Source organism: Mucilaginibacter sp., assembly GCF_028288105.1.
Classification (GTDB): domain Bacteria; phylum Bacteroidota; class Bacteroidia; order Sphingobacteriales; family Sphingobacteriaceae; genus Mucilaginibacter.
Genome location: NZ_JAQBOI010000254.1, coordinates 1 through 23,113 on the forward strand (window position 1 = coordinate 1; position 23,113 = coordinate 23,113).

The window sequence follows — 23,113 nt, forward strand, 5'->3', positions numbered from 1 at the left end:
TGATGTTAGGGTTTTTAAGGTTATTAATTATTTGTAATTTAGGTATTTATGTTGGTTTTTAGATTTCACCAATTAAAAAAATAGATTTCACCGATTTGATTTGCGATTCCGCCAATTGAATTAATTCCACCGATTTAAAAGCTCTGTGTCCTCTGTGTTTCTCACCTCTGCGCCTCTGTGGTTAAATCACCATCAACACAAATAATCACCACACAATCCACACTCCAGCCATTTTGTGTAAAACTCGTTTCCCGCAATAAGGGCAAGTATATTTATATTTACCCATCCATAATTTTTAGCTGCTAATGAGTGAAGATTTAGGCGCGAACGATACGCCTGTTAATAACGAAGATAATTCCCTGCATAACGTCATTTCGCTGGATGGCCTGTACGAGAACTGGTTTCTGGACTATGCCTCGTATGTAATATTAGACCGTGCCGTTCCGCATATACACGATGGTTTAAAGCCGGTTCAGCGCCGTATCCTGCACTCGTTGAAGGAGATGGACGACGGGCGCTTTAACAAGGCCGCCAACGTAATTGGTAATACCATGAAGTATCACCCCCATGGCGATGCTTCCATTGGCGATGCCATGGTGCAGATAGGGCAAAAAAACTTGCTGATAGACTGCCAGGGTAACTGGGGCGACCCCATAACCGGCGACTCGGCAGCAGCCCCGCGTTATATTGAGGCGCGCCTTTCTAAATTCGCGCTTGATGTTGTTTTTAACCCTGATACCACCGTTTGGCAGGCCAGTTATGATGGCCGTAACCGCGAGCCTATTACCTTACCGGTTAAGTTTCCGCTATTACTGGCGCAGGGCGCCGAGGGTATTGCCGTAGGTTTGGCTACCAAGATATTACCGCATAACTTTATTGAGCTATTAGGGGCATCTATCGCCGTTTTAAAAGGCGACAGGCCAAACCTGCTGCCCGATTTCCCGACAGGGGGTATGGCAGATGCTTCTGCATATAACGAAGGCCAGCGTGGCGGTAAAGTACGAGTACGTGCTAAAATTGTAGAGCGCGATAAAAAAACACTCACAATTACCGAGATACCATTTACCACTACCACCGGCAGCTTAATAGATAGTGTGATATCTGCTAATGATAAAGGTAAGATCAAGATAAAAAAGATAGAGGATAACACCGCCCAGTATGTAGAGATAGTTATCCACCTGGCGCCTGGTATATCGCCCGATGTTACTATTGACGCGCTTTATGCCTTTACAGATTGCGAAGTTTCCATATCACCAAACACCTGCGTAATACAATCAGACAAGCCGCGCTTTATGAGCGTGAACGATATGCTTACCGAAAGTACTTTCTTTACCAAGGAGCTGCTTAAGCAGGAACTGGAGATTAAGCTAAGGGAACTGATGGAGAAGATCTTCTTTAGTTCGTTGCTAAAAATATTTATCCAGGAGGGTATGTACAAACACCCCGACTACGAGCAGTCGACAGACTTTGAAGGCGTGTTGGTGGTGTTGAACAAATTGTTCGAGCCGTTCTTCCCGCAGTTTTATCGCACCATATTGCCCGAGGATTATAAGAAGCTGATTGATAAACCAATGAGCAGCATTACCCGTTTTGATGTAAAGAAAACGGATGAGCAGATCAAAAACCTGGAAGCAGAAATTAAAACGGTTAAGAATCACTTAAAACATCTTACCGATTATACGATTGCCTGGTTTGAAAAACTGAAAGAGAAATACGGTAAAGACCGCGGCCGTAAAACCGAGCTGCGTACCTTTGATAGGGTAGAGGCCGCGCAGGTAGCTTTAGCCAACGTAAAACTTTATGTAAACCGCGAAGATGGTTTCATAGGTTCGGGATTAAAGAAAGATGAGTTTGTTTGTGATTGTTCGGATATTGATGAGATAATTGTTTTCCGTGGTGATGGCAAATTTATTGTAACCAAGGTGCAGGACAAGGTTTTTGTGGGCAAGGATATTGAGCACGTCGCTGTATTTAAGAAAAACGACGAGCGCACCGTTTACAACATGATATATAAGGACGGGCAAAGTGGTATAAGCTATATCAAGCGTTTTTCGGTAACGGGTATTACGCGCGATAAAGAGTATGACCTGACCAAAGGCAGCAAAGGTTCTAAAACATTGTATTTTACTGCCAACCCTAATGGCGAGGCCGAGATAGTAAACATTCAGCTAAAGCCGCATGCTAAATTGAAGAAACTTCAGTTTGATGAAGATTTTGCAGCTTTAGCTATAAAGGGCCGTAACTCTATCGGTAATATGGTTACCAAGTATCCCATTAAAAAGGTGATACTAAAGAGTAAAGGGATCTCTACATTGGCCGGCCGTAAAATATGGTACGATGATATTCTGAAACGTCTTAATGCTGATGGCCGCGGCAAATACCTGGGCGAGTTTGATGGCGACGACCGCATACTGAATGTATTAAGCAACGGTAATTACGAATTAACCAGTTTCGACCTCAATAATCACTTTGATGATAAGATGATCGTTATTGAGAAATACGATCCTGCTAAAGTATTCGCCGTGGTACATTACGATGGCAAGTCGAAAAATTACATGGTGAAACGTTTTGTGTTCGAGAATACGATTATTGGTAAGCAAACCAGTATCATCAGCGATGAAAATGGTTCCAAGCTGGTGTTAATATCAGGCGCGGCACAACCTGTAGTGAAAGTAGAACAGTTGAAAGGCAAAACGCTGATCCCAGAAGTGGTTGACCTGAACCTTAGCGATTTGATAGATGTAAAAGGTATGAAGGCTATGGGTAACCGGTTATCTGTTCACCAGGTAAAAACTGTGGAGCTGATAGCCGAGCATGACGATGCGGAGGATGTACCAGACCCGGCACCAGACTCGGTTGAGGATACCGAAATTGTTATTACCGGCGAGGATAAAGAAGTAGCGGATACCGCACCAGCAGCGCCAATAGTGGCTAACCCGCAATCTGAGCCGAAAAATCCCGTTATAGAGGAGGAAAAGCCGGTTGCAGAGAAACCTGCGCCAATACCGGCCAAACCTGTAGAAGAAGTGCCTAAGCCGGAAGCACACAAAGTGGAAGAAGTGAAATCAACGCCAGAACAGGTGGAACCACCAAAGAAAAAGGTTGATTTCGAAATAACCAACCCCGATGATATTGATATAGACGATAAAGGGCAGCTGGGATTATTTTAATGATGAGAGAGCTATGTTGAAGAGGATATTAATTTATTGCGCGCTGTTTTTTAGTGGAATTACGTTTAGTAATGCCCAAACTGTAAATCACACCTTCGCCCTGGGCGATAGCACTTTTTTGCTGGATGGCAAGCCCCTGCAAATGATATCGGGCGAGATGCACTATACCCGCATCCCGCGCGAATACTGGCGCGAACGGATGAAAATGGCGAAAGCCATGGGGCTGAATACCATTGGCACCTACGTTTTTTGGAACGCGCACGAGCCCGTGCAAGGCAAATATGACTTTACCGGCAATAATGATATTGCCGAGTTTGTACGTGTAGCCAAAGAAGAAGGCCTTTGGGTGGTATTACGCCCAAGTCCATACGTATGTGCCGAGTGGGAGTTTGGCGGCTATCCGTGGTGGCTGTTAAAGGACAAAAGCCTTAAGGTGCGCAGTAAAGACCTTGCCTTTATTAACGCCTATAGTAATTACATGATGGCGGTAGGAAAGCAGCTTGCCCCGCTACAGGTAAACCATGGCGGCAATATCCTGATGGTACAGATAGAGAATGAATACGGCTCTTTCAGTAACGATAAAGAGTACCTGGCCCAAAACGAAAAGATCTTCCGCGAAGCGGGATTTGACGGTTTGTTGTTTACCTGCGATGGTCCATCACAAATGCCTGCCGGTTATTTACCGGGCTTTTTGCCTGCGGTAAATGGCGAGGATAACCCAGCGAAAGTTAAAGAGCTTATCAATAAATATCATAACGGTAAGGGCCCATATTACATAGCAGAATGGTACCCGGGCTGGTTTGATAGCTGGGGTAAACCACATAGTGGCAGCAATGCCGATGAGGATGCCAAAAAGCTGGACGAGGTTTTATCCGCAGGGATCTCTATTAATATGTACATGTTTCATGGAGGTACCACCCGCGATTTTATGAACGGGGCCAATATGAGCCTTACAGAAGCCTACGCGCCGCAGATTTCAAGTTATGATTATGATGCCCCGTTGGATGAAGCCGGTAATCCCACACCAAAATATTATAAGCTTAGAGCGATAATTGCCAAGCACCTTCCCGAAGGCGAGCACTTGCCCGAAGTGCCCGAGAAAAAGCGCCGCACTTTTGGCTTGGAAGTAATCAAATTTAGCGGTGTGGCTAACTTGTTCAGTAATTTAGGTAAACCTGTAGAATCTGAAAAACCATTGAGCTTTGAGGATATAGACCAGGGTTACGGTTTTGTGTTATATCGCACCACATTAGCAAATGCGGCAAGCGGGTTATTGAAAATTAAGGAGCTTAGAGATTATGCAACTGTTTATCTTAATGGTAAGCGCATTAGTGTTTTAGACAGGCGTTTAAAACAAGATTCTTTGCAGCTGGATAGCCCAACACCAAACAGTGTATTAGATATTTTGGTAGAGAATAATGGCCGTATCAACTATGGCCCATATCTTATTGATAACCGGCAGGGAATAACCGATAAGGTAACACTGAACGGACAAGAACTTTTAGGCTGGAAAATGTACCAGTTTCCGTTTGCTGCAACAACAGGGTTCAAATATGTGCCTGCACAAAACGAAGGCGAATTACAACCTGCTTTATATAGGGGTACATTCTCGTTACGTGGTTTGGTTGATACTTATCTGGATATGAAAGGCTTTGGTAAAGGCTTTGTATTTATTAATGGCCATAACCTGGGTAAATACTGGAATATCGGCCCCCAGCAAACCTTATATGTGCCGGCGGCCTGGTTAAAGAAAGGTATTAATGAAGTAGTGGTGTTTGACCAGTTGAAAGGCGGCCATACAGAGTTATCAACTTTTGATCATCCGGTTTTAAAAGAGGTAGGCCCGCCAAATTCTTAGGGGGGTATAATACAAAAAAGAGACGCCATTTTGACGCCTCTTTTATCGCAAGTTTATTTTTGTATGTTTAATTACAAGATCAGGATCAATACTAAAATGATGATGATAATTGCACCAATAGAAAGGTAAATACCACCGCCACCCATGGCTTGTGCTTCGTATTTAAGTTCCTTTAATTCAGATTTTAATTCTTTCTTTTCTGCTTTGTTCAACTGAGATTTGTCCATTGCTTTAATCTCGTTAACACGCATCTTTATTTCTTCAACACGGGCTACTCTCTGCTCTTTGGTCATGTTAGCAGCAGCTTCTTTATAAACGTCTTTCTTGTCAGTAAATGTTGCAGCATTACTGTTAAAGGCAGCTACAGTAAGTAGCATAGTCATAACAATTAGATAGATTTTCTTTTTCATAGTTGTGTTGTTATGTGTAAGTATTTTAGTGATAAGCTTAAAAACAATTTAAATGTTTTAAAAAATATAAAATAATTATTTTTTATATGCTGATGTAAAAAGATGCCTCAAAAACATGGCCTACAACCGTCTTCTGTATGTTTTCTTTGGCGGTAATATCTTTGGGTTCACCAGCCGAATCGGCACATCCCAGCCATGGTTCAATACATACAAAATCAGCCCCGGGCTTAGCCCAAAGCCCCAGATAATTAAAATGTGGAAATTCAACCGATAAGGTTTGGTCGTGTTTGTCACTCTTAATAGTCACCATGCGCGATTGTAAGTTCTTAAAAACCAACGCATCTTTAGCAAATAATTCGCGGGTTAGGTAAAGCTTTTTGTTAGGCGTAGCCACAGGATGCTTTTCGCCGCTGAACAGGCCATCGGCATTTAACACATGGGCTTCCAGTTTTTCTTGTATTTCAAACTCCAGGTAATAATCTTCGTACTTTTCGCCCGCGTTAAACGGAACATTAAATGCCGGGTGCCCGCCTACCGAAAAGTAAACCGGTTTTGTGTCGCGATTGATGAGCTTATAGGTTACCCGCAGCGCGTTTTCAATCAGCGTGTACAATACCTGGAAATCGAATTTATAAGGGAACACAGCCAGCGTTTTCTCGCAATGCGGTAACGAGAAGCCTGCATGTGCATCATCGCTATCCAGCAAAATAAAATCCGACTGCCTTGCAAAGCCATGCCTGTTCATGCTGTAGGTTTTGCCGTGAACATGTAGTTCGTTATTCAACAACCCACCAACAATGGGGAACAGGTTTGGCGCATGGTATCCCCAAACATTAGGGTCGGCCTGCCAGAGTTGTTCAACACCGGTTTCTTTATTGTATAACGAAGTTAGTTGCGCGCCTTTGGCATCAATGGCAACTTTCAGGAATTCATTCTCAAGGATGGTCATTCGTATTGTTTAGCTAAACATAACAATTCAATCATCATCATGTTTTTTTTTCTCTAAAATAACAAATGCGCTTCGCTTTGGTGCAGGCATAACAGAATTTTCTCCTTTAACAGATTTCCAAACCACTTCATTCAAGTCCAGATCAGGTGCGGCATCTGCATCTTTCAGGTTAAATGCTGCCGATCGAACGCTGCTTTTATTAATGGCAACGTTGCGTTTTTCCATATCAACCTGCGCGGGCTTAGCAATGTAAGGCGAAAAATTGGGATTAGAAGTAAAACACTCATATAAAGGCATTGCGGCTGCATCATACTGGCTCATAGGTGGTAAGCCTAAAATAAGTTCCATAGTGCGCAGCACACCCGATGTTGAATACATGCTATGGATAACGGTATTTCTTTTAACATAAGGGCCTGCAACAAATACAGGTGAGCGATGGGCATCAACATGATCAGGGCCGTTTTGGGCGTCATCTTCCAGTATAAAAACTACTGATTCTTTCCAGATACTACTTTTTGAAAGATGTTCAAGGAACTGTCCGATAGCAAGGTCGTTATCGGCTACGCATGCAATAGGCGTATAAGCGCCTTTTTTTTGCCCGCTGGTATGGTCGTTAGAAATACGGATGCTGTTAAACTGCGGTACTGCGTTAATGGTTAACAGGGAGTCAAAATCGTGCTTCCATGCCGCCACGCGGGTAATGTCTTTTACGTCCATATCAAAGCCCGGCGATTGCTTGCAATAATGCCCCTCAAGTGATTTTAAGTTTGCTTTTGAATGCTCGCCGTCGGTAACAAATTCGCCATAGGTACGATAACTTACGCCAGCTCTTTTACAATAATCCCAAATAAAACCATCACGTGGGTAGGCAGCTTTTCGTGTGCCTTCAAAATCGTATTTACCGCCCCGGCCCCCATAACTGGTGGGCCATGTTTTTTCAACAAAATCTGTTGCATAAGCCGCCATGCTCCAATTATGCCCATCGGCACTTACTTCGGCATCAACATAAAAGTTATCCAGCAAAACAAACTCATTTGCTATAGCATGATGGTTTGGTGTTACTTTTTTGCCAAAAATACATAAGGATGTATCGCCGTTGCCGGTAGGCATATCGCCCAAAACCTGATCATAAGTGCGGTTTTCTTTAATAATATAAAATACGTGTTTTATTGGAGATTTTTCGCCTTTGCGCCGGGGAATAGGGTTACCAGCTTCGCCGGGGGCCTGGGCCGCCAGCTTGTTATTAAAAGGGGTGTTAGCATACACCTGTTTTGTATATGCTTTAAGTTTTGCTGCCTGCGGTACATCAATAAATGATAAAGAGCCTTTGAATAAGCCGCCAATATATTGTTCCCTACTGTTTATTGCCCCTGTTTGATAGCCGCTGTTATCGGCTTTTTTAACCGGTTGTGGCCCTTTGGGGTTAGCCATAGAGGTAAACCCTTTACCATTTGATACCAAAATTTTATTACCCAGCATTTTAACATTGGTGGGGTACCAACCTACAGGGATAAAACCAAGGCCTTGGCTATTGCCGGGTTTAGATACATCAAATACTGCAAGGCAGTTATTATCGGCATTGGCGATATATATGTTTTTTTCGTTGGCAGATAATGCAAAGCCATTTGTGGTTGAGCCGGTTAAACGCGTTGGATATAACGAGGTGGCTACGGTTTCTAATATTTTATGTGTTGCCGTATTAATTATAGATACCGAATTATCATTAGCGTTTGCTACAAAAAGCAGGCTCCCTTTTTTATTCAACAATAATTCATTTGGATGACTGCCGGCGTTAATGGTATTTAATGTTTGAGAGGCAGTATTATAAAATGCAATTTTATCGCCACCCCACAAAGAGATGTACAGTGCTTTTTCATCTGGCGATAAGATACAGCTATATGCTTCGGCCGGTAACTTTACCTGTTTTATTATGCTGCCGTTATTGGGGTTAATAACATATAAGGTGCTGTCTTCTTTTGTTACTGTATACAAGCGGCTGTTATTTTTGTTAACGGCTATGCCTGTAGGGCATATTTTATTTTGAGGCCAGGGTAGGCCCAACTTAATTGTATCTGGTTTGCCCAGTTTGTTATTATTAATATTGAAAGTAAGAATGCAATTATCATTACCGCCAGATGCATACAACTTTGTCTCGTCTGTGCTGAAAGCAATGCCATACCACGATTTTTTTAACTCTTGTTCGTCAAGTAGTTTTTCGTTCCGTGGGTCTATCAATTGTAGTGATTGAGTGCTTTGGCCGTTATTGGTAATAGCAAGCAATTTCCCTGATTGGGATAATTGCATGTTAAGTGGCAGATCGCCCAGGGGTAAGGAACGCCCGGCCGGACTCAGTTTCCATCCGTTAGGTAATAAAACCTGCCCGGTTTGGGTTAGTTTGCCCGGTTTTTGTGCCGTTGCAGATAATGTTATTGTTAAAGCAGTTATGCAAAGAAATATTTTTTGTTTCATAGAAAAGCTGTGTATCCAAAAGTACAGAATGCTTTTTATGTAAGATGCGAGTTAACAAAAACTTAATATACAGTTACTGTTTATCTGCCCTAACCCTTGCCTTTATAATTGAATCTTTTTGGGCACCGGTTAGCTTGTAATTGTAATTGAACAAAGCGCCCTCAAAATCACCGTACGATACATTGGGTATCACAATGTACTTGCTACCAAATTCTTTTTTCAATTGCTCGGTTACAGCCTGTCTGTTGGGTTCTGCAGGTTTGTTATCGTACAACATATCAAAATCGGGCAGGTTATCACCGCAAAGCAATACGATATTATAATTCTTTAACACTTGTTGACGGCGTGCCTCTTTGCTTGATGTTGTTTGCCTTAAAAAAACATGTGCGCTATCTGTATTGGGCAGGCCGTATAGCTGCAGGTTTTTAACCGTACCTGCACGTTCATCTTCATCACGATTGGTGATATAGAAAACCGCCACACCTTTTGATGCCGCATATTTAAAAAATGCAGGTGCGCCGGGTACGGTATCCGCCTCAGCTTTGGCTGTCCATGCTTTCCAGGTGGCAAGGCTGTATTCTTCATTCTTTGCGGCACGCATGGCATCGTAAGGGCTGTTATCCAAAACCGTTTCATCAATATCCGTAACTACAGCCAAGGGTTTGCTGCCCGGGGTTTTCAAGGCTTCATCCAAACGGAGTTTAGCCGCATTATAAGCCTGGAAACATAATGCTTTATACTCTGCCGACCGTTGCTGCCAAAGCGAAGCCCAAACTTTGCCGTTGTTAGCGATAGAAGTGCTTTCGATTTTTTTTGGGGTGGAGCAGGCAGCCAGTAATAGGGCACCTGCCAGCAGGGCGGTTAATGATCTTTTCATTTAAATATTTAGCCGGTTATAAAAGTTCGGACTTTACTTTATCAGTAAATTCTTTTACAAACTTATTTAATTTGGGCTGTATCACAAAGGCGCAGTACGGCTTCATGGGGTTATCATTGTAATAGTTTTGATGAGAATCTTCGGCCTTGTAAAACTCAGTTACCGGGGTAACTTCGGTTACAATGGGTTTATCAAAAACTTTTTCTTCGGTTAGTTTTTTGATCATCGCTTCCGATTGTTGCCTTTGCTCGTCGGTATGGTAAAATATAGCTGAGCGATACTGCGTGCCTACATCATTACCCTGGCGGTTAAGCGTGGTTGGGTTATGCGTTTTAAAGAAAACCAACAGTAGTTCATCAAATGTTAATACATCGGCATCATATTCCACCTCTAAAGCTTCTGCATGGCCTGTATCGCCATTGCAAATTTCCATATAAGTTGGGTTTTTTGTATGCCCGCCTGTATAGCCGGATGTTACCGATATTACGCCCTTTACGGACTGGAAGATAGCCTCGGTGCACCAAAAGCAGCCGTTGCCAAACGTTATTTTCTGTATATTCATAATTATCTTACAAACGAATGTAAGATTACTTTGGTTTACACTTAGATGCAGGCGGGCAATTATGGCAGTTTAATTACTTTTTCGCCCTGTGGGTTACACCCATCTACTCAAAAACTTACTGAATTCCTCTTTATACTGATCGCCAACGGTAATGTTTATTTTACCAATTTGCAGCGCATTGCGGGTGATGGAGTTTATCTTATCGAGCGATACAATGTAGGAGCGGTGCACACGCATAAAACGTTTGGCGGGCAGCTTTTCTTCCAATGCTTTTAAGCTGCTAAGGGTTAGGATGGCTTTCTCGGTATTTTTCAGGAAGATCTTTACATAATCCTTCAGGCTTTCCATATACAAAATATCGCTAAGGGCAATGCGCACTAACTGATATTCAACCTTTACAAACAGGTAATCATCTTCCACACGTTCAGGGGCTGCTGGTTCTGCGGCAGGTTGAGTAGTGTTTGATTTTTGCAGCAACTCCGCGTAAGCCAAAGCTTTATTTGATGCATGCAAAAATTCTTCGTAGTTGAAAGGTTTCAGCAGGTAATCCAGGGCGTCTACCTTATATCCTTCCAAAGCAAACTGATTATAAGCTGTGGTAAAAATGATGCGGGGTTTATTTGGCCCGCGGCTATCCAATACCCGGGCAAGTTCGATACCGTTAAGGTTTGGCATTTGTATATCCAAAAATATAAGGTCGACTTTATGCTCCTGTAACCCACCCAAAGCCTCCACCGCGCTGCCGTAGCGGCCAACCAAATTCAGGAAAGGCGTTTGCTCAATAAAAGCGCAGATTAGCCCAAGGGCTAAGGGCTCGTCATCAACAGCTATGCAATTTATGGTCATATGGTTACAGCTGAATGGTTAAGTTAACAATATACATATTTCCTTCGCCGCTATCATCAACCTTTAAAGTGTATTTACCGGGATAAAGCAGATCTAACCTGCGGATAGTATTATTGAGGCCAATGCCCTGGTTCTCTTCGATGTTGTTGCCCTGGGTTTTAAATATGCCGTTCTTCACCATCAGGTTTATCTTATTGCCGTCCTGCTCAATATTCACATCAATGGTGCTGGGCTGGGTATCGCTTACGCCGTGTTTAAAAGCATTTTCTACAAAAGTGAGGAACAGCATTGGTGCCACCGCAAAATCTTTTAAAGGGTTTGGGCTGGTGAAATTCACTGTTACCTTTTCGGTAAGCCTTAACTGCATCAGGCTGATATAGTCTTTAATGAAAGCAATCTCCTGGCTTAGCAGGGCGGTGCTGTTTTGGGTATCGTAAAGCACATAACGCATCATCCGCGATAGCTGGTGCAGGGCAGTGCGCGATGTTTCTACGTTGACTACCGTAAGCGCATATATATTATTAAGGGTATTAAAAAAGAAGTGTGGGTTTATCTGTGCTTTTAAAAAGGATAACTCCGAACTGATCTTTTCCTGCTCCATTTCCTGGTGGCGTTGTTTGTCGCGCTGCCAGATCTGGGTAGTGGTGATGCTGGTGCTTATACCTAATACTAATGCCGATATAGCTAATGTAAGAATATCATACCCATGTTTGCCCTTGATGCTTTGGAGTGAGTTCTTTTTCTTCATAAAAGCATCGTAGAAAAGGCGCGGAAGTTCAAGATAGTTATCGATCCAACTGGTGAGTACCATTATAACGGCTATGACCAACGCTATCAGTAAAAAATAAATTCCTGTACGGTTCTTCAGTAAAAACCTGGGGACTAACGTATAGGCATTTAAATAGTAGGCTGCTATAAGCAGAAAGAAAATAAATACTTGCTTTATCCAAAATTGAGAGGGCACCTCAATGTTCCACCCAAGAGGCTGGTTAAATAGCAGTACTATACCCAACACTATCCATATAAGGGTTTGAATAAGGATGTTAACCAATGTGCTTTTAGATCTTTGAAATATCATTCCCTTTAGGTTTAATGGACAGGTTCTCACAATATTACAAATGCTACGGCCAATATGCCAATAAAATCTACAGGCAACCAAAGTTTACCGACGGGCAGACGTTTTTACCAGTTGGACGTAAGGCTTAACTTCCCAATTCCCTTAATTAGGCTTTCGCAGAACAAAAACGGGCTTCCGTCTATTTGTCGTTGCCGCCGGTCTATCGCGTTTTTTTAGTAATGTAAACAGCTGTTTCTTTGAGCATTGAAAGTTCATAACAAAATTTAAAACATAATTAAAACGAAAAGATCATGAAAAAGTCATTCACATTAGCAGCATTATTATTAGTATTAAGTACAGGTTTATTTGCAGCCACACCGGCCAAAAGTATTGTTAATAACAACGACGATGTAAACAGCGCCATAGTTGTACAAGCCATGCGTACCGCTTTAGGCTTCGGCATTAGTATACAACAAACCACGGCAGTTGGCTCGGTTATTATTACCGACAAAAACAACCAGGTAATACTGAATGATAAATTGGCAAAAGGCAAAACGATAGAAAAAGCTTACAACCTTTCTGAGCTGGAAACAGGTGATTACTCGGTTACCGTTAATGCCAATAACACATCAATTACCAAACAACTGCATGTTTACCAGGAGTACGGTAATAAAGCTTATGTTTTCTTACAATAAGAGCCCCTATAAAATAAGTAAATGCCCATGCGTTATGCATGGGCATTTTTTTTAACGGTTAAAAATGCCTTTACATCTATGTTTTTTATCTGCCGGTCTATCGCTTTTTTATATGGCTTAATAAAATACTTACTTGTACCCATATAAAATTTTAGGCATGAGAACACAGGGGTTTCTTTTGTGAGATTTAGTTAACCTCTGTGCTCTTCGTGCTTTTTTGGTTTGTGTTTATGATTAGAAATTAATAGCAGATTGTTTCGCGTGTGTATAGTTTTGTGCTCTTTAATTAAAACAAATGCATGTAAAATGCGTTTGAGTGCTGTACAACCTAAAGAAGTACATTTTTAATAATTAACATTTATACATCTATGAAATTTATCAAAACATTATTTTTATCGGCCCTGGCATTAGGAACAATTACATTTAGTTCGTGCACAAAAGATGGAGACCTGCCAGTAATACCAGAAGCTGCGGTGACAGCCAAAATTGACGGTACCCTAACAGAATTTAATACCAATATGCTGGCTACAACCAACGAAGCTGGTGGTGCTACTGTTACCAATATACAAGGCACCGATGCTAAAGGGAATAAAATATCAATAGCGATAACCGGCGCGTTAACAGCCGGGCAAACCTACACTTCCGGAGGGGCTGCTGACCCCAATAAACCTATAATTTTATTTTTAACAGCCAGTAATGAAAGCTACCTGAACGACGATAACAACGCTGCAAATGTGGTAAGCGTTACCATTACAGCTGCTTCTTCAACCAACGTACAGGGTACGTTTAAGGGCAACCTTGCAACAGTGGCAAGCGGCGGCGGCGCGGTAAAAACTAAAGCCGTAACCGAGGGTAAGTTTAACGTAGCGCTCAATACTAATAAATAAAACATTGCCACTCGATGGCAAATACTTTAATATACAAAATGCCCCGGTTTACCGGGGCATTTTTTGTTAGTTAGTTGCTTTTGATTCCTGCATTGGGTTAGCCCCGCTGGTGGCACCTCTTGGCAAGGTTTGCTGTTTAAACAGCTCGAATCGTGTTGGTGCCATTTCTCTTGGCCAGCTATTATTGCTCTCGTCAATGTCGGCGGTTTCGCGTTCTGGGTCGAGTTTAATAGAACGCACCTCTTTGTTCTTCGCAAACACCTTGGTTACCTTTTGTTCGTTATGGCGCCATATATAGGCTGATATCGTTTCAGTTTCCTTGCTGCCATCAGCATATGTCCACTCAATGATCAATGGCGATACACAACCGCCACGGTTAGTAAGGCTTAGCTCGTAAAAGAAATTTTTGGTGTCGTATAGTTTCTTTTCATCAGGGCTTAAAGCATTGTACATAGCCTGATAGCTTTGCGTAGTCATTGGAGTGGCGGCAAAGCGGTCCCACTTGCTGTAAAAATCTTGCAGGGCAGTATCAGCTTCAACCGTAAATTTATCACCCGCGGCTTTATTACGTTTAGTGCTGATGTTCTCCAGGTTACGGTCGAACTGTGCACGATCGAATGTGGCTTCGTTTGCCGGGTTCTTAGTGTTAAGGCGATAGTATTTTACGCTATCCAGCGATATATCAACAGGGTCGGTCCCGTAGAACCAGCCGCGCCAAAACCAATCCAGATCAACAGCCGACGCATCTTCCATTGTGCGGAAAAGATCGGCAGGAGTAGGGTGCTTAAATGCCCAGCGGTGCGCGTAGGTTTTAAAGGCATAGTCGAATAATTCGCGGCCCATTACAGTTTCACGTAGTATATTTAACGCTGTTGCCGGTTTTGCATAGGCGTTAGGGCCAAAGCGGGTAATGTTCTCCGAATTGGTCATGATAGGTTCCAACTCGTTCTTCGGCAGCTTCATGTAATCCACTATCTTATAAGCCGGGCCACGTTGTGATGGGTAGTTAGGATCCCATGCCTGCTCGGTTAGGTACTGGCAAAAAGTGTTCAAACCTTCATCCATCCATGTCCATTGGCGCTCGTCGGAGTTTACGATCATCGGGAAAAAGTTGTGACCAACTTCGTGGATGATAACGCCTATCATACCATTCTTGGTAGCTTCACTGTATGTGCCATCCTTTTCGGTACGGCCATAGTTAAAGCAGATCATGGGGTACTCCATACCGTTTGATGCCTCAACAGAAATGGCTACCGGGTATGGGTAAGGGAATGTATGTTTTGAATAAGTGCGCAGGGTATGTGCCACTACTTTGGTAGAATAACGGCGATATAAGCCATAAGCCTCGGGGCCGTAGTACGACATCGCCATTACCTTTTTGCCGCCATCTATCTTGGTCGACATGGCATCCCAAACAATACGGCGCGAACTTACCCATGCAAAATCGCGAACGTTCTCTGCATGAAAACTCCATGTTTTGCGGGCAGTTGAGTGGCCTTTCATTAGCTGTTTAACCTCGTTCAGGTTTACCACCTCAACAGGCTGCGTGGCGTTTTGGGCATCATTCCAGCGTTTTAATTGCGCTGCGGTAAGTGTTTGCGCATAGTTGCTGCATTGCCCTGTACCACCAACTACGTGGTCGGCAGGTACGTTAATGTTTACTTTAAAATCGCCAAAGGCTAAAGCAAATTCACCGCGACCGGTAAATTGTTTGTTTTGCCACCCCTGGAAATCGCTGTAAACGGCCATACGCGGGTACCACTGCGCCATGGTGTACAGGTAATTGCCATCCTCGGGAAAAAACTCGTAGCCGCCACGGCCACCAATGGTTAACCTGTCAGATATATTGTACCACCAGGCTATTTTAAAGCGGAACTTTTGGCCCGGCTGTAAAGTAGCAGGCAACTCCACACGCATCATGGTTTCGTTTATGGTGTAGGTAAGCGGGTTACCGTTAATATCCTTTATGCTTACAATATGATTGCCAAGGTCAAGGTTATGGCCCATTATGCCCTGTAACTGGCGCAAGCTCATTTTGCTTTGCATTTTGCTCTCGTCAAACTTAGCGCTTTCGGCATTTTTTTTATGCTCGTTCTCGTCTAACTGTAACCAAAGGTAGGTTAGCGGGTCGGGAGAATTATTGGTATAGGTGATGGTTTCGGTACCGTCTAAACGTTGCTTGTCATCATTAAGCGTTGCGGTGATATCATAATCGGCCTTTTGCTGCCAGTACTTTGGCCCCGGCGCTCCCGATGCCGAGCGGTACTCGTTAGGGCCGGTGATCATGGTGCCCAACTGCTCAAATTTGTTGCCGTGGTTAGAGCCTGGGTTATTCTCGTTTTGCGCTATTACAGCGTTTGAAAACAATAAGCAAGGTAAAAGGTAGTAGTAAAGTTTCTTCATTTGAATTTTATTAATACAAAGCGTTCGATGCACATGATAAAAGCTATTCCAAATATAGCAGATGAAAGGAATAACACCCAATCGCGGCGGGGCATTTTAAGTAATTTTATGATTACATAAGCCAAAATAAGTACCGAAAGTACAATAAGCACCTGCCCAAACTCTAACCCAATGTTAAAAGCGAACAATTCTGCAGTGATATTGGTGCTGGTGCCCAGCAAGCTTTTCAGATAATTAGAGAATCCCAATCCATGTATCAGCCCAAATATCAACGCTAAAAAATAACTGAAGCGTACAGTTAATGCAGTCCTGTTTTTGTTGAGGATGTTTACCAAACTGGTAAGCACTATAGTAACCGGGATCAGAAATTCGATAAGTGATGTGTTAACTTTTACCACGTTTAAAACGCTTAACGCCAGTGTGATGGAATGCCCAATGGTAAAAGCGGTTACCAGCACCAGTACTTTACGCCAATCGGCTAACAGGTAGGTGCCGCAAAGTACAGTAACGAATAAAATGTGATCATAACCCTGCCAATCGCAGATGTGTTGCCAGCCCAGCTGGAAGTATAAGCCAAAATCCTGCATCGTTATTAATTAGCGATTAACAATAAAAATATCGTTTTTTGCGTAAAGATATATTTTACAGGCAATATGCTGCAGCTATTCATCCTTTGGTTCGGGCTTTTTCATCCCTTTTATGTAAGCGTTACGGAGATAAACCATAACCCCAAAACACATGCTGTTGAGGTAAGCTGCCGTATGTTTTATGATGACCTGGAACGGGCACTGGAGAAAGACAACAAAGTCCCCCTAAACATTGTAAGGCCCGCCGACAAAGCCCAGTTGAACCGCTTTATAAACGAATATGTAAAGAAACACCTGAGCATTAAGGCTGACGGCAAATTGCTAAACCTAAGTTATGTAGGATACGAAATACAGGAAGATGGCGCCTGGGCCTACTTTGAGGTGAAGGGCATATCAACCGTAAAAAAGATTGATATACATGACGATCTATTGAATGCCCAGCATGCCGAGCAAATAAACATGCTGCATGTTACCGTTGGCGGCCAGCGCAAAAGCACCAAGCTTGACGCGCCGGATGCGGATACGAGTTTTAGTTTTTAATTTGCCATTTGAGAATTTAGTTATAATTGTATATTTAACATTTATAATAATACATTTCTACTATGGCTCTTTTTATCGCAATTTTTAAAAACGCCCACAAATTTTTATTAACTTTTATAACAGTTGGCTTTAGCACAGTATTGTTTGCACAACAAGGCAGAACTGTAGCCGATTTTGACAAAGGTTGGCGGTTTCATTTAGGCGATGTAAGTAATGCCGAAAAGTTGGCTACCGCTGATAAAAGCTGGCGAGTTTTAAATTTACCGCATGATTGGAGCATAGAAGGACAATTTAGCAAAGATAACCCCGCAACTCCCGAAGGTGGCGCCCTGCCGGGAGGGATAGGCTGGTACCGTAAAACGTTCACCGTCCCGGCTTCGTCAAAAGGCAAAAAGCTGTATATCGATTTTGATGGCGTATATCAACACAGCGATGTATGGATAAACGGGCATCATCTGGGTTTCAGGCCAAACGGGTATATCTCTTTCAGATATGAGCTTACGCCATATTTAAATTTTGGCGGAACAAATGTTATTGCGGTTAAGGTAAATAATTCTGAACAGCCAAACTCGCGCTGGTACTCCGGCTCGGGCATTTACAGGAATGTGTGGTTGGTTACCACTAATAAAATTGCTATTGACCATTGGGGAACTTACATTACCACACCGCAGGTGAGCAATGAATCTGCCGATGTAGCTGTTCAGGTAAAGATCAATAATGCCGGTATTGCCAATGCCGCCCTTACCACCCGTGTTTATATTTATAATGCGGATGGAAAATTAGTTTCGGGAGGCGGGACCATACCTTCGGCTGCCAGACAGGGAGATACGGTGAGCATTTTAAAAACGACACTTAAGGTAAATAACCCGCATTTATGGTCGGTAGATAATCCTTACTTGTATAAGGTGGTAAGCAAGGTTTTTGACGGCAATAAGGTAGTTGATACCTACACCAATACTTTAGGCATCCGGTATTTTAATTTTGATGCTGATAAGGGTTTCTCGCTGAACGGTAAGCCTATGAAAATTCTGGGGGTTTGTGACCATCATGATCTGGGCAGTTTAGGCGCTGCAATTAATACACGCGCTTTAGAAAGGCAGCTGCAAATATTAAAAGCGATGGGTTGTAACGGTATCCGTACATCACATAACCCACCAGCTCCCGAATTGCTTGACCTTTGCGATCGTATGGGTTTTATTGTGATGGATGAAGCCTTTGATATGTGGAAGATGCAGAAAACCAAGTATGATTATCATTTATACTGGGACCAATGGCACAGGCGCGACCTGCAAGATCAATTGCTACGCGACCGTAACCACCCATCGGTATTTGTATGGAGCATAGGTAACGAAATTGGGGAACAATACAGCAAAACAGATACATCCGGCAGGAACATAGCACGCGAACTGGCGGGTATAGTCCGCTCAATGGATAACAGGCCAATAACTTCGGCTAATAACGATCCCAGTAAAAATAATAACCTTATTGCCTCGGGTGCGCTCGACCTGATCGGGTATAATTATCACGAATTTGATTATGCCAAATTTCATGAGCGGTTCCCGGGTAAAAAGTTCATCGCTACCGAAACTACGTCTGGTTTAGAAACACGCGGATATTATGAGATGCCATCAGACAGTATACGGATATGGCCGCCTCAGTGGGATAAGCCATTGATAAGAGAAGGCAACAATGTATCTGCCTATGACAATACAAGGCCGCCCTGGGGTTCAACTCATGAGGCCACCTGGAAGGTGATGAAAAAGTACGACCATCTATCGGGCATGTTTATCTGGACAGGTTTTGATTACCTGGGCGAACCAACGCCTTATAGCTGGCCGTCGCGCAGTTCTTATTTTGGTGTGATAGATCTGGCCGGTTTTCCTAAAGATGTTTATTACATGTACCAAAGCGAGTGGACGGATAAGCCTGTGCTACATATTTTTCCGCACTGGAACTGGGAGCCGGGCAAAATGGTTGACATATGGGCGTATTATAACAATGCAGATGAAGTTGAACTATATCTGAACGGAAAATCTGTTGGTATTAAAAAGAAAACGGGCGATGACCTGCACATAATGTGGCGATTGAAGTTTGAGCCGGGTACCCTTAAAGCCGTATCACGTAAAAACGGAAAAGTTGTATTAACCAAAGAGATAAAAACTGCGGGAGCGCCCGCTAAAATTGAACTAACCGCTGATAGAAGCAATATTAAAGCTGATGGAAAAGACCTGTCGTTTATTACTGTTAAGGTTTTAGATAAAGATGGTAACCTGGTACCGGATGCCGCTAACCGTATAAAGCTTACGGTTTTGGGCGGAACGCTCATATCTGTTGATAACGGCAACCCGGTTAGCCACGATAGTTTCAGGGCAAATAATGTGAAGGCTTTCCATGGCTTGGGACTGGCCGTTGTAAAAGGCAGGGAAACGGCAGGAAGCATCAGAGTTACTGCTACAGCAGCGGGGTTAAAGCCAGTTGTTGTTACATTGAATGCTAAATAAGGAGGTGACAGGTTTTCTGTCGCCGCAGGGTGTCTTTCAGAAAACGCTGCGAAGACTAAAAGACTTTGCCTGTGCAGGGTTTGGATTTAATGGTGACGTTATTTTGTCAGTAGCTTGATTATTAAAATACTTATTATCAGCTATTTGATTGTGTTCAAGATGGTGTTCACGGCAGTGAACGTGAACACTTACTCCGTTAGCACCGTAAATTTAAAGTCCAGCGGCTCAAAATTGCGGATGAGTTCGTCTATAAAGAGCTGGCCCCATTTCACGTAACTCAAACCAAAGTTTTCGGAACGTTCCTGCAGGCTGTTGTTTGGGAAAATGTCTTTTTTGATATGTTCTATCTGCTCCAGGCGGGTGTGGTAGTTGCGTTTTTCGGCCTTTACCATTTTCTTTTGTAGGTTATCTATAGCATGTTTTAAACGTGCCTGTATCGCTGCTGCCGATGGGGTAAGGGTGCTATCAATTTTATGCGAGCGCAGTTTTATCTTTTCAAAAACGCGTTCCAGTTCGCGCCATTCCTCGGCCAGGGTAAGGTCGTGATCGCTGTGTTTTTTTACCCAGCTGTTTTTGATCTCGTCGGCGCTTTTAAAGATCTCGGCAGGGGCAAGCTCCATGCTTTTTATTTTGGCCGCGGTCTCCTTACGGATAACAAGGCCGGAGTTACGCAGTATCAGGATAGGGAAATCTACCTTATAATAGTCAAAATTTGATTTAAGTTCCAGCCAGTAAACCACTTCGGCGCCGCCGCCCACGTAAGCAATATTTGGCAAAATGCACTCCTGGTATAAGGGGCGCATTACAACATTGGGACTAAACCTTTCGGGTGCTGTTTTAATTTCCTGTTTTAATTCAGCTTCGGTAAAGCTGATGTCTGTGTTCATTACGTTGTAACGGTCATTCTCAAAAACAAGGCGCTCACGCAGGTTATCTTTCAGGTAAAAGAAGTTTATTTCGCGCGGGTTTACTTGTATATGTACGCCGAGCTTTTGTAATTGCTCGTTAGCAGTTGTTATATTTTTAAAGCTATTCTGCTGAATGATATCCCGCTCCATAACAGGCGCGAAGGATTCTTTAAGGCGATGGTCGTCGGCGTCGATAATAAGCAGTCCGTAGCGGCCAAAAAGGGCATTCACCAGGTAGCGGGTTGCGTCGGCAAGCTTATCAAACTTGGTGTAGGCGGTTTCTACCATTTCGCCAAGTTCTGACGAGTGGCCATCTATGCCCAAAACACCTTTATATTGGTTTAGTGCCTGGCGCATAGTATCCGGATTGATCCGGCCTGTAGCGCCTGACGCTTCATACCACCAATGCACCTTTTTACCACCAATGTTAGTGTAGTTTATCTCGGCAAAATCATGATCTTCAGACGCCATCCAGTAAACGGGTACAAAATTTTTATCGGGGTGTGCTTCTTTCAGTTGCCTGCAGAGCTTTATAGCGGTAACTATCTTGTAGATAAAATATAGCGGACCGGTAAAAATATTTAGCTGGTGGCCTGTGGTTACGGTATAGGTATCGGGTAATTTAAGTAATTCGATACGTTTGCGTATGAAATCGGCAGCATCTAATTCAGGGATACCGTTTTGCGAGATCCCAAAATATTGCTCTGTTAAAACCTGTGCTAATAAATCGCGGTTGGCAATAACTTTTTTATGATCGAATAGTTCGGCAAAACCTTTAAGAGTGGGGCGGTGGCTGTAAAATGACCTTAGCTCCGGAACGTTTTCCAGATAATCAATAACCGTTTGGGAAAAATACCCGGTGTCTTTATAGTCAATACAGGCTGCGTCCATTTTTATTTACGATTGCAGATTTACGATTTTAGATTTTAGATTTTCCTAAACGTTAATCTGAATGTCGAAATTAGATTTTAAAATCTTATTAGCAACATGCTGCCTGCAAAATTGGTTTTATTTTACAATTTGTCCATAAAGGTCAAAATCTTCGGCAGTGTTGATCTTAACGTTAACAAAGGTGCCAACGGCAGCATAATCAATAGCCGCGTCAATTAAAACTTCGTTATCTACCTCTGGCGAATCATATTCGGTACGGCCAACAAAATAGCCGCCGTCTTTTTTATCAATAAGTACTTTATAGGTATTACCTATTTTTTCCTGGTTCTTGTCGAAAGAAATGCTTTGCTGAATTTCCATTATGGCATCAGCGCGTTCCTGTTTTACTTCTTCGGGAACATCATCAACCAAAGTATGGGCGTGTGTTTTTTCTTCGTGCGAATAAGTGAAACAACCCAGGCGATCGAATTTTGTATCTTCAACCCATTGTGCCATTTCTTCAAAATCCTGCTGGGTTTCGCCGGGGTAACCGGTTATCAGCGTGGTACGCATAGCAATGTTTGGCACGCGGTCGCGTATCTCATTAACCACATCAATGGTTTTTTGCTTTGTAAGCCCACGGCGCATTGATTTTAGCATGTTATCTGTAATGTGCTGTAAAGGCATATCCAAATACTTGCAAATATTATCGCGTTCGTTCATTACATCTAAAACTTCCATCGGGAAGCCAGAAGGGTAGGCGTATTGCATCCTTATCCACTCCACACCGTTTACATCGCTTAAGCGGCGAAGTAACTCGTCTAAATTGCGTTTACCATACAGGTCGAGGCCGTAATAGGTCAGGTCCTGTGCAATCAATATTAGTTCTTTTGTGCCATTCTTTACCAGGCTTTCGGCGTTCTTCACCAATTGGTCAATAGGCGTACTTACGTGTTTGCCACGCATTAGCGGGATGGCACAGAACGAGCATGGGCGGTTGCAGCCCTCAGCAATTTTAAAGTAAGCAAAATGTGAAGGAGTAGTTAGTAAGCGCTCACCAATCAGTTCGTGGCGGTAATCGGCGCCAATGCTATGCAGGATGTTTTGAAGGTCATTTGTGCCGAAATAAGCATCAATATTGGTGATTTCGGATTCTAATTCGGGCTTATAGCGTTCGCTTAAGCAACCGGTAACAATTACTTTGCCTACCTTACCCTGACCTTTAAGTTCACTGTATTGCAGAATGGTATCGATAGATTCCTGCTTTGCATTATCAATAAAACCACAAGTGTTTATTACGATGATATCATCGCTACGCATTTGCTGCGACTCGTGTACCACATCAAAGGCGCTGCCTTTAAGCTGGCCCATGAGTACTTCACTATCGTAAATATTTTTTGAACAGCCCAAAGTAACCACGTTTACACGGGGTTTACTGGTTAGTATCGGCTTGCTAATTGTTTTTGTCCTCATTGCTTTTTCACCCGCGTCATTCTCTTATTCCTTGCAATAACGCTTTATTAA

The 23,113-nt window shown here is 42.9% G+C and carries 17 protein-coding genes; 6 read left to right on the top strand and 11 right to left on the bottom strand.

Translation table 11 applies throughout. From position 1 onward, the window contains the following. The first annotated feature begins 305 nt into the window (after positions 1-305). A complete protein-coding gene (locus JWQ85_RS17270) occupies positions 306-3,170 on the top strand; it encodes a DNA gyrase/topoisomerase IV subunit A (protein ID WP_299470213.1) in 2,865 nt (954 codons plus the stop codon). A gap of 13 nt (positions 3,171-3,183) precedes the next feature. Then, entirely contained in the window at positions 3,184-5,028 is a 1,845-nt protein-coding gene (locus JWQ85_RS17275; protein ID WP_299470215.1) for a beta-galactosidase family protein, read from the top strand. A gap of 71 nt (positions 5,029-5,099) precedes the next feature. On the opposite strand, the gene JWQ85_RS17280 is transcribed toward JWQ85_RS17275, so the two are convergent. From JWQ85_RS17280 to JWQ85_RS17310, 7 genes are all read right to left on the bottom strand, one after another. Further along, on the bottom strand, positions 5,100-5,438 hold the full coding sequence (locus JWQ85_RS17280; RefSeq protein ID WP_299470217.1) for a hypothetical protein: 339 nt from the start codon (positions 5,436-5,438) through the stop codon (positions 5,100-5,102). Between the two features lie 82 nt (positions 5,439-5,520). Continuing rightward, positions 5,521-6,387, bottom strand: coding sequence for an aldose 1-epimerase family protein (locus JWQ85_RS17285; RefSeq protein ID WP_299470219.1), 867 nt, complete (start codon positions 6,385-6,387; stop codon positions 5,521-5,523). A gap of 27 nt (positions 6,388-6,414) precedes the next feature. Beyond that, positions 6,415-8,856, bottom strand: coding sequence for a bifunctional YncE family protein/alkaline phosphatase family protein (locus JWQ85_RS17290; RefSeq protein WP_299470221.1), 2,442 nt, complete (start codon positions 8,854-8,856; stop codon positions 6,415-6,417). Between the two features lie 73 nt (positions 8,857-8,929). Then, on the bottom strand, positions 8,930-9,733 hold the full coding sequence (locus tag JWQ85_RS17295; RefSeq protein ID WP_299470223.1) for a 5'-nucleotidase, lipoprotein e(P4) family: 804 nt from the start codon (positions 9,731-9,733) through the stop codon (positions 8,930-8,932). A gap of 16 nt (positions 9,734-9,749) precedes the next feature. Further along, positions 9,750-10,295: a peptide-methionine (S)-S-oxide reductase MsrA gene (gene msrA, locus JWQ85_RS17300; protein WP_299470225.1), complete on the bottom strand. Its 546-nt coding sequence runs from the start codon at positions 10,293-10,295 to the stop codon at positions 9,750-9,752. 93 nt (positions 10,296-10,388) lie between these two features. Beyond that, positions 10,389-11,141: a LytTR family DNA-binding domain-containing protein gene (locus JWQ85_RS17305; protein WP_299470227.1), complete on the bottom strand. Its 753-nt coding sequence runs from the start codon at positions 11,139-11,141 to the stop codon at positions 10,389-10,391. Between the two features lie 4 nt (positions 11,142-11,145). Beyond that, on the bottom strand, positions 11,146-12,219 hold the full coding sequence (locus JWQ85_RS17310) for a sensor histidine kinase (RefSeq protein ID WP_299470229.1): 1,074 nt from the start codon (positions 12,217-12,219) through the stop codon (positions 11,146-11,148). A 290-nt stretch (positions 12,220-12,509) separates the two neighbouring features. Between JWQ85_RS17310 and JWQ85_RS17315 the strand changes: the two genes are divergently transcribed. Further along, the gene (locus tag JWQ85_RS17315; protein WP_299470231.1) at positions 12,510-12,893 is read left to right on the top strand and encodes a hypothetical protein; all 384 of its coding nucleotides are present in this window, start codon (positions 12,510-12,512) and stop codon (positions 12,891-12,893) included. 368 nt (positions 12,894-13,261) lie between these two features. Continuing rightward, positions 13,262-13,780 (top strand): hypothetical protein, encoded by a 519-nt coding sequence (locus tag JWQ85_RS17320; RefSeq protein ID WP_299470233.1) that lies wholly within the window; start codon positions 13,262-13,264, stop codon positions 13,778-13,780. A 66-nt stretch (positions 13,781-13,846) separates the two neighbouring features. Here the strand turns inward: JWQ85_RS17320 and JWQ85_RS17325 are convergent, their stop codons facing one another. Next, positions 13,847-16,183 carry a M1 family metallopeptidase gene (locus JWQ85_RS17325; protein ID WP_299470235.1) on the bottom strand — a complete coding sequence of 779 codons (2,337 nt, stop codon included), beginning with the start codon at positions 16,181-16,183 and terminating at the stop codon, positions 13,847-13,849. Continuing rightward, complete coding sequence (locus tag JWQ85_RS17330) at positions 16,180-16,770, bottom strand: HupE/UreJ family protein (protein WP_299470237.1); 591 nt, start codon at positions 16,768-16,770, stop codon at positions 16,180-16,182. The genes JWQ85_RS17325 and JWQ85_RS17330 overlap by 4 nt, the downstream gene beginning before the upstream one ends. Positions 16,771-16,836: 66 nt before the next feature. Between JWQ85_RS17330 and JWQ85_RS17335 the strand changes: the two genes are divergently transcribed. Beyond that, complete coding sequence (locus JWQ85_RS17335) at positions 16,837-17,310, top strand: DUF6702 family protein (protein WP_299470239.1); 474 nt, start codon at positions 16,837-16,839, stop codon at positions 17,308-17,310. Between the two features lie 62 nt (positions 17,311-17,372). Further along, entirely contained in the window at positions 17,373-19,811 is a 2,439-nt protein-coding gene (galB, locus tag JWQ85_RS17340; RefSeq protein WP_299470241.1) for a beta-galactosidase GalB, read from the top strand. Positions 19,812-19,999: 188 nt separating this feature from the next. Here galB and bshC read toward each other — a convergent pair whose 3' ends face one another. After that, positions 20,000-21,610 carry a bacillithiol biosynthesis cysteine-adding enzyme BshC gene (gene bshC / locus JWQ85_RS17345; RefSeq protein ID WP_299470243.1) on the bottom strand — a complete coding sequence of 537 codons (1,611 nt, stop codon included), beginning with the start codon at positions 21,608-21,610 and terminating at the stop codon, positions 20,000-20,002. Between the two features lie 117 nt (positions 21,611-21,727). Continuing rightward, on the bottom strand, positions 21,728-23,062 hold the full coding sequence (gene rimO / locus JWQ85_RS17350) for a 30S ribosomal protein S12 methylthiotransferase RimO (protein WP_299470245.1): 1,335 nt from the start codon (positions 23,060-23,062) through the stop codon (positions 21,728-21,730). Positions 23,063-23,113 lie beyond the last annotated feature (51 nt).

Coding starts and splice junctions, on each gene's coding strand:
- JWQ85_RS17270 (WP_299470213.1), top strand. CDS start 306: ATGAGTGAAGATTTAGGCGCGAACGATACGCCTGTTAATAACGAAGAT.
- JWQ85_RS17275 (WP_299470215.1), top strand. CDS start 3,184: ATGTTGAAGAGGATATTAATTTATTGCGCGCTGTTTTTTAGTGGAATT.
- JWQ85_RS17280 (WP_299470217.1), bottom strand. CDS start 5,438: ATGAAAAAGAAAATCTATCTAATTGTTATGACTATGCTACTTACTGTA.
- JWQ85_RS17285 (WP_299470219.1), bottom strand. CDS start 6,387: ATGACCATCCTTGAGAATGAATTCCTGAAAGTTGCCATTGATGCCAAA.
- JWQ85_RS17290 (WP_299470221.1), bottom strand. CDS start 8,856: ATGAAACAAAAAATATTTCTTTGCATAACTGCTTTAACAATAACATTA.
- JWQ85_RS17295 (WP_299470223.1), bottom strand. CDS start 9,733: ATGAAAAGATCATTAACCGCCCTGCTGGCAGGTGCCCTATTACTGGCT.
- msrA (WP_299470225.1), bottom strand. CDS start 10,295: ATGAATATACAGAAAATAACGTTTGGCAACGGCTGCTTTTGGTGCACC.
- JWQ85_RS17305 (WP_299470227.1), bottom strand. CDS start 11,141: ATGACCATAAATTGCATAGCTGTTGATGACGAGCCCTTAGCCCTTGGG.
- JWQ85_RS17310 (WP_299470229.1), bottom strand. CDS start 12,219: ATGATATTTCAAAGATCTAAAAGCACATTGGTTAACATCCTTATTCAA.
- JWQ85_RS17315 (WP_299470231.1), top strand. CDS start 12,510: ATGAAAAAGTCATTCACATTAGCAGCATTATTATTAGTATTAAGTACA.
- JWQ85_RS17320 (WP_299470233.1), top strand. CDS start 13,262: ATGAAATTTATCAAAACATTATTTTTATCGGCCCTGGCATTAGGAACA.
- JWQ85_RS17325 (WP_299470235.1), bottom strand. CDS start 16,183: ATGAAGAAACTTTACTACTACCTTTTACCTTGCTTATTGTTTTCAAAC.
- JWQ85_RS17330 (WP_299470237.1), bottom strand. CDS start 16,770: ATGCAGGATTTTGGCTTATACTTCCAGCTGGGCTGGCAACACATCTGC.
- JWQ85_RS17335 (WP_299470239.1), top strand. CDS start 16,837: ATGCTGCAGCTATTCATCCTTTGGTTCGGGCTTTTTCATCCCTTTTAT.
- galB (WP_299470241.1), top strand. CDS start 17,373: ATGGCTCTTTTTATCGCAATTTTTAAAAACGCCCACAAATTTTTATTA.
- bshC (WP_299470243.1), bottom strand. CDS start 21,610: ATGGACGCAGCCTGTATTGACTATAAAGACACCGGGTATTTTTCCCAA.
- rimO (WP_299470245.1), bottom strand. CDS start 23,062: ATGAGGACAAAAACAATTAGCAAGCCGATACTAACCAGTAAACCCCGT.